The following is a 6,503-nucleotide window of genomic DNA, read 5'->3' as shown; positions in this document are numbered from 1 at the left end:
GGACTGGCCCTGGAAGTAGTACGACGCCTTCTGCTGGCCGGTCGCGCCGGACTCCAGGTGCGCGTAGCCGCGGTAGTCCGCGCTGGCGATGGCCGGCCACAGCGCCCGTCCGGCCGGTGCGGCCACGGGGCGCCGGGCGGGCCGGGTGCCCGCCAGTCCGAGCAGCAGGACGGCCGCGACCCCGTACAGCGCCCCGCCGGTGGCCAGCGCGAGGGTCGCGCCGACACCGACGAGCAGGCCCGCGAGGGGCGGCCCCGCCATCTCGTTGAGGATGATCTGCGGGGCGAGGAGACGGCCGTTGGCGTACTCCAGGTGCTCGTCCGCCACGATCTCGGGGAGCAGCGCGGGGGCCGCGGTCTCCGCGAGGGTCTCGGCGACGCCGAGGACGAAGGAGAGCGCGTACAGGACGGTCAGCGAGCCGCCCACGGCGAAGACCGCCACGGCGGCCAGCAGGGCGGCCGCGCGCGTGACATTGCTCAACAGCAGGATGCCGCGCCGGTCGTGACGGTCCGCCAGCACCCCGGCCGGCAGCGCGAACAGCAGCCAGGGCAGCATGTTGACCGCCGTGAGCCCGGCCACCACCAAGGGCTGCGGGTGGCTCGCGACCACCAGCAGCGGCAGCAGGGTCCGGGTCACTCCGTCCCCCGCGTTGGACGCCACCGACGACACCCACAGCCGACGGAACCGGGCGCCCAGCGCCGGGGCCGTGCTCATGACCAACTCGTCAGCCCCAGCAGCCGTTCGCCGAGCGGGGTCAGCTCGGCGCGCCCGTACAGGTCGCGCTCCCGTTTGCGGGGGCCGCCCTCGTGCTCGTGCGGGGGGATCCGGTCCCGCCAGAAGCGCACGCGGCCGTCCCGCAGCGCGGTGTCCTCCTCGAGGGCGGGCGCCATCGAGATGTACTGGGCCATGCGCACCCGGTCGGCGGAGCGGTTGGGGCGCACCCCGTGCGGCAGCAGGCTGTTGAAGATGATCAGGTCTCCCGGGTCGACGCGTACGGAGGTGACGGTGTGGCCGGTGAGGTCGGGGGTCATCGGGTCGCGGTCGGCGGGCTGCTCCGCCAGCCAGCCGTCCAGCTTCTCGAAGATGCCGGGCACGCACTGGAAGCCGCCGATCTCCTCGTCGCCCGCACTGAGCGACAACACCCCCTGGCAGCTGATGGGCAGAGGGCGGCGCGAGGTGTCGACGTCCCAGTGGACGAACCCCTCGAAGGCGCGGGAGCCGCGGTTGGGCGGATTGACGTTGGCGAAGTCGATGACAACCCACAGCGCGGTGGTGTCCCAGATGTCGACGAAGGCGTCGTAGACCCGCCGGTGCTGCCGGTTGTCCCACATCGCCTGGTGGTTGTAGATCTCCACCAGCCCGCTGTGCCCCGGCAGCCGTCGGCTGTCCCGGCGGTCCGCGTACCAGGTGGAGGGGTCGTCGGGCGCCATGTCCTCGAACTCCCAGAGCGCCCGGGTGAGCCGGTCCACATGCTCCTGGGGCACCGCCCCGCGGACGACGACGTAGCCGCGGGTGGTCCAGTGCTCCCAGTCGGCGGGTGACAGCACCCGCAGCGGCAGCTCCTTGCGGATGTCCCTGAGCTGGGTCCTCGGCACCGTCACCGCCTCCTCTCCCCGGCGTCGTCGACGGTGACGACGGTCCGCTCGTCGGCGAGCACGACGGCGTCCAGCGCCGTGGTGTCGAGCAGCTCCAGCGCGTCGTCGAGGTCGTTGAGGATCGGCCGCCCGCCGCCGTTGGCGCTGGTGTTGACGAGGACGGGCAGCCCGGTGTGCGCGCCGACGGCGTGGCACAGGGCGTGCAGCAGCGGGTGCTCCGCCGCGTGCACGGTCTGCAGGCGCGCGGTCCCGTCGATGTGCCGGACCTCGGACAGTTCCTCCGTACGGTCCTGGCGCACCCGGACCGCGAACAGCATGGTGCCGGTGTGATCGAGCGGGCCCGTGAAGTACTCGCCCGCCACCTCGGCGGGGCACAGCGGGGCCACGGGCCGGAACCACTCGCGCCGTTTGACGGTCTGCGACACATGGCGGCGGGCGCCGGTCCAGTGCGGTGACACGAGCAGCGAGCGGTGCCCGAGGGCGCGCGGCCCGGTCTCCATGCCGCCCTGGAGCCAGGCGACGCACTGCTCGGACGCCAGCAGCCAGGCCACGTGCTCGACGAGCGCGGCGTCCGAGGCCAGCGTCCGGCGGGTGTGCCCGGGGCGGCGCGTGCCACGTCCCGTCAGCTCCGGTCCCGCATAGGCCAGTTGACCGGCGGCGGTGCGCGGCCGGTCCTCGGCTGCGGCCACGGCGAGGGCCGCGCCGAGGGCGATCCCTGAGTCGTCGCAGCAGGTCGGGACGGACACCCTGGCGAAGCAGCCGCTCTCGGCGAGCCGGGTGTTGGCCGTGATGTTCAGCGCGCAGCCGCCCGCGTAACACAGCGTCGGATAGCCGGGGTAGCGCGAGTGGAGCCCGGTGACGAAGCGGACGAGATCCGTCTCGACGGCCGCCTGGAGCGTCGCGGCGAGATTGCGGCAGACGGGGTCGCCGGGGCTCGACCCGACGCCGATCCGGCGGCCGTGGGCCGTGCGGATCTCGTCGGGGAAGATCCCGCCGTAGGAGTGCACCACGTCGTCGTCCGTGGCGTCGGCCAGCAGCCCGTCGAGATAGCCGCCCGCCTCCTCGTCGTACGGGAACCAGGTGTCCTCGTACCGCAGGGCGCTGCCCACGAGCGTGGCGTCCCCGAGCGGGTCGAAGAGGTCGGGCGCGGCGCGGCGGCCGCGCCCACCGGCCAGCATCGCCCGCAGCACGGGCAGGAGTTCGGGGTCGACCTCGCCGGTGGCCGCCAGCCCGAGGAGCTTGCCGGTGTCGAACTGGCCGCCGTGGATGCGCCGGGCCAGGGCCTCGTAGACGAGTCCGAAGCGGGGGCCCGTACGGTTGTCGAAGGACAGCACCGGGGTCAGCCGGCCGCCCTCGCCCAGGCACACCATGCCGCACTCGGCGTAGTTGCCCGTCCCGTCCAGCGCCACCGTCAGCGCGCGGTCCGCCCCCGAGGTGTGGTACGCGAGGGCCGCGTGCGCGTAGTGGTGGCGGACCGCGACCACGGGCACGGGGCCCGACGGCCCCTCGGCGAGCGGCCATCCCACGGCCTTCACCGGGCGCAGCACGGAGGTGGCCAGGGCGTCGCCCGGCCTGCTCCAGGTGATGTCCTCCGAGACGAGCTCGACGAGCCCGTCGGGCAGGATCGCGCACGCCGGGGTGTACCAGTCGGCGACCGCGACGGTGGTGACAGGCGACTCGGCGAGGGCGTGCAGCCGGGCCACCCAGCCGGCGGCCTCGGCGGCGAACCGGGCGTTGCCCCCGCACACATGGCGCAGCCCCAACTGGCGCTCCGCTTCGATGACATGGACCCCGCCGGGCTGCGCCAGCGCGGCGCCCCCGTCGTGTCCGAGGTTGAGACCGATCGTCGGCATGGGTCGCGGCTCCTCAGACTGCCGCGGTGACCTGGGCGTGGTGCCGTTCCAGCAGCCCCTGCACGACTTCGCGCATGTAGGCGCAGTAGCCGGGGGACATGACGTGGATCGACCCGTTCTCCTCCTCCAGCGCCCCGGCCGAGCCGCCGGAGCAGGTGCCCTGGAGTTCGCAGCCCTGGCAGCCGGGCCCGTTGGTGTAGGCGCGCATGCCGTAGTCCCGGTAGGCGGGGGAGGCGAAGACGCCCCGCCAGTCGTCGATGGTGCCCAGCCTGCGGGCGGTCGCCTTGCAGGCGAACACGTTGCCGTTCGGCTCGATGGACAGCTGCCTGCCCACGGCGGGGCAGGTCTTGTAGTCGGCCTGGGCGGCCCACTTCCGCTCGTCGGCGATCATCTGGAACGTCTGGTACCAGTAGCCGCTGAGCTGGACGCCGCGCTCCCGCCCGTAGTCCACGGCGGCCAGCAGCCGCTGCGCCACGTCGTGCGGGCTGTGCCGTTCGAAGAACTCCCGGGCCTGGAAGGAGACGATCACGTCGAGGGAGTCCAGGCCCGCCTCGGCGACGAAGTCGATCAGTGGGGTGCCCCACTTGTCCCAGGTGTACTGGGAGAGGACCGTGGTGATGCTGACGGGCACGCCCGCAGCCTTCATGTCCAGGATGGCCTTGCGGACCACCGGCCAGGGGGTGCGCTGCTGCTGTCCGCCGCGGAACTCCCCGGTCTCCGGCACGAGGTAGTCGATCGACACGGTCGTGGCGACGCGGTGTCCGGCCAGGGCCGCGAGCAACTCGGCGTCGATCCGGGAGCCGTTGCTGGTCATGTCGTAGGCCAGCGCGACCCCGTCGTGGTGGTCACCGAAGGTCCGCAGGATGTGCAGGATGGTGCCGCGCGCGAGCGTCGGCTCGCCGCCGAAGAACGACACAGTCAACTCGCCGCCGCCGTTGGCCTTGCGGAGCGCCACGGCCTCCCGGACGGTCTTCTCCGCCACCTCGGGGGACATGTGCATCGAGGGGTTGCGGGCGCTGTCGGAGGCGTCGTCGTTCCAGTCGCCGCGGGCGAGCGTCGGCCCGGAGTCGCCGCGCGCGGTGCGGAGCTGGACGAGCACGGGGCCGGGCTTGACGGACTCCCCGGAGTGGTTCCGTTCCTCGACGCCGCCGTCGAAGTTGTAGGCGAAACAGCCCTGACAGGAGAAGTTGCAGGCGTTGGTGAGGACCAGCTGGATCGAGGAGTGGAAGACCCCGCTGCTGAGCGACTCGCTGCGGGCGGCGAGGAGTTCGCCGATCTCCGTCAGCTCGTCGTGCCCGGCCGCCACCAGGTACTGCGCCTCGATCAGGCCGCGTACGGTGTCGTGCCCGGCGCGCTCGGTCAGCCGGTCCAGGGGGAGGCCGTCGGCCGCCTCGCGGAGCAGCTCGACCGTGTCGCCGTCCACCAGCCGGGCGTTGCCGAAGAGCGCGTGGAAGGCCACCGTGCTGCCGGTGCCGTCGTGGGCGTCGAGGCGGCCGCCGAACCGGGTGAAGTCCCGGTCGCCGGCGGTGCGCACGGTACGGACGTATCGGGAGGACTGATAGACCGGAGCGGACATCGGCGGGCTTCCCCCTGTGAGGCGGTGCTGTGACGGGTGCGGGTGGCGCGGGGCGTGGGATGGGCCCGCCGGACGGTGCTGGCGGCGGGCCCACGGGGACCGGTGCGCCGGACGGTTCAGGCCGGCGTGCCCAGTTCCCTCGGCTCGGTGACGGCGCTGTCGGCCGGGGCGGCCTCCGCCTTGCGGACCGGGATGATGGTGGGGGCGTTGCCCTTGTCGGGGGAGACGAACCCGCAGGGGCGGGACGACGCCGTGGGCGTCGGAGTGATCATTTTCTTGACTTCGGCCATTTCTGTCTCGTCCTTCTCCGTCTTTTCTGCTCGCCAGGGGTCGGGCGGAATTGCCGCAGACCGGGCCAGCGAATCATGGTCGTCGAAGCACGTGGTACTGCCGTTCCGGCCACTTTTTTCGGCACGTATGACTTGATCGCCTCCCATATGATTATCGGATGGATTAAATCCCTCCAATCCCGGCCGTGTGGTGGGGAGTTGGGGCGTGGTCGTTGAACTCGTGACGTCATCAGGTCTCATGCGAAAAGAGGCCGCGGAAGTCCGGCCGCCGTATGTGCGCGTGCAGGGCACGCGGCAAGCGCCACGGCTTCACCCGGAGTCAGGAAAGGCGCCGCGCCCGCGGGATGATCTGTGGCTGGCTCTTTACGATCCGGGCCCCGGCGGTCTTCCCTGCCGGTGTCATCCCGCCCGGACGGCGGCCGCGCAGAAGCGCGCCGGGTGCCGCGCGGGCGCTCGCCACGCACACCACGTGCGCTCGTACGCCCTCCCAACAGGCCGTACGCGCACGCCCGTCGGGCCGGGGCGTGCTACTGGACGTCGTCCCAGGTGACGACCGGGCACCCCGCCCGCAGACTGAAGTCCACCGCCGGGTTCCGCACCGGCCACTTGAGCCGCAGCCAGCTCGGCACCGTCGCCGGAATCCCGTCGTCACCCGCCAGATGCCAGAACGTATTGGAGTCCTGCCGGGCGAAATAGGGGCAGAACAAGGAGATCACCAGCACGGCCCGCCGCCCGTCGGTCACGGGGGTCACCGCGTGGAAGATGCGGCTCCCGTGGAGGAAGAGCGTCGCCCCGCGCTCCCCGCACGGCGCCTCGCGAATCCGCTCGTCCCCCGGCGCGACACCCGCGAATTCGTCCGTGCGTCCCCGGAAATACGTGAACCGGCCGCCCTCGTAGTCCTCGTAGCCGTTGAGCTGGATCGTGAACACGTAGTCCATGCCGTCACGGTGCCACCGCACGATCTCCGGCCGGCCCTGCCCGTTGCTGTAATTGATCTGCACCGTGGGAATCCGCAGCGGGTGCGGGATCAGCGGCACGCCGACCAGCCGTGAGCAGGCGACCAGGAAACTCCGGTCGCGGATCATGTTGTTGAGTCCTGTTCCTGCCCGGCCCCGTCAGGCCCTGGCTCTTCCTGGTCGCGGTGATTGCGGAGTTGTCGGTCCCGGCGATCGCCGAGCACCGGCACCAG

Annotated in this window: 6 protein-coding genes; all 6 read right to left on the bottom strand. The window is 72.2% G+C overall.

What is annotated here, in order from left to right; translation table 11 throughout:
- On the bottom strand, positions 1-714 hold a 714-nt coding region (locus ACWD4A_RS34990), incomplete at its 3' end, for an MFS transporter (protein WP_451200468.1).
- Positions 711-1,595 (bottom strand): phytanoyl-CoA dioxygenase family protein, encoded by an 885-nt coding sequence (locus tag ACWD4A_RS34985; RefSeq protein WP_451200466.1) that lies wholly within the window; start codon positions 1,593-1,595, stop codon positions 711-713. The genes ACWD4A_RS34985 and ACWD4A_RS34990, both read right to left, overlap by 4 nt.
- A 2-nt stretch (positions 1,596-1,597) precedes the next feature.
- Positions 1,598-3,448 carry a carbamoyltransferase C-terminal domain-containing protein gene (locus ACWD4A_RS34980; RefSeq protein WP_451200465.1) on the bottom strand — a complete coding sequence of 617 codons (1,851 nt, stop codon included), beginning with the start codon at positions 3,446-3,448 and terminating at the stop codon, positions 1,598-1,600.
- A 13-nt stretch (positions 3,449-3,461) separates the two neighbouring features.
- Positions 3,462-4,982: a radical SAM protein gene (locus tag ACWD4A_RS34975; protein ID WP_451200464.1), complete on the bottom strand. Its 1,521-nt coding sequence runs from the start codon at positions 4,980-4,982 to the stop codon at positions 3,462-3,464.
- A 158-nt stretch (positions 4,983-5,140) separates the two neighbouring features.
- Positions 5,141-5,314: a hypothetical protein gene (locus ACWD4A_RS34970; RefSeq protein WP_451200463.1), complete on the bottom strand. Its 174-nt coding sequence runs from the start codon at positions 5,312-5,314 to the stop codon at positions 5,141-5,143.
- A gap of 527 nt (positions 5,315-5,841) precedes the next feature.
- Positions 5,842-6,399 carry a hypothetical protein gene (locus ACWD4A_RS34965; RefSeq protein WP_451200462.1) on the bottom strand — a complete coding sequence of 186 codons (558 nt, stop codon included), beginning with the start codon at positions 6,397-6,399 and terminating at the stop codon, positions 5,842-5,844.
- Positions 6,400-6,503: the final 104 nt, after the last annotated feature.

The organism is Streptomyces sp. NPDC002537 (assembly GCF_053594975.1).
The sequence above is the reverse complement of the archived record's forward strand: the minus strand, read 5'-3'. Positions and strand labels throughout refer to the sequence as shown.

What these genes read in the sequence shown, in the direction of transcription:
- ACWD4A_RS34965 (WP_451200462.1), bottom strand. Translation starts at nt 6,399, where the DNA reads ATGATCCGCGACCGGAGTTTCCTGGTCGCCTGCTCACGGCTGGTCGGC.
- ACWD4A_RS34980 (WP_451200465.1), bottom strand. Translation starts at nt 3,448, where the DNA reads ATGCCGACGATCGGTCTCAACCTCGGACACGACGGGGGCGCCGCGCTG.
- ACWD4A_RS34970 (WP_451200463.1), bottom strand. Translation starts at nt 5,314, where the DNA reads ATGGCCGAAGTCAAGAAAATGATCACTCCGACGCCCACGGCGTCGTCC.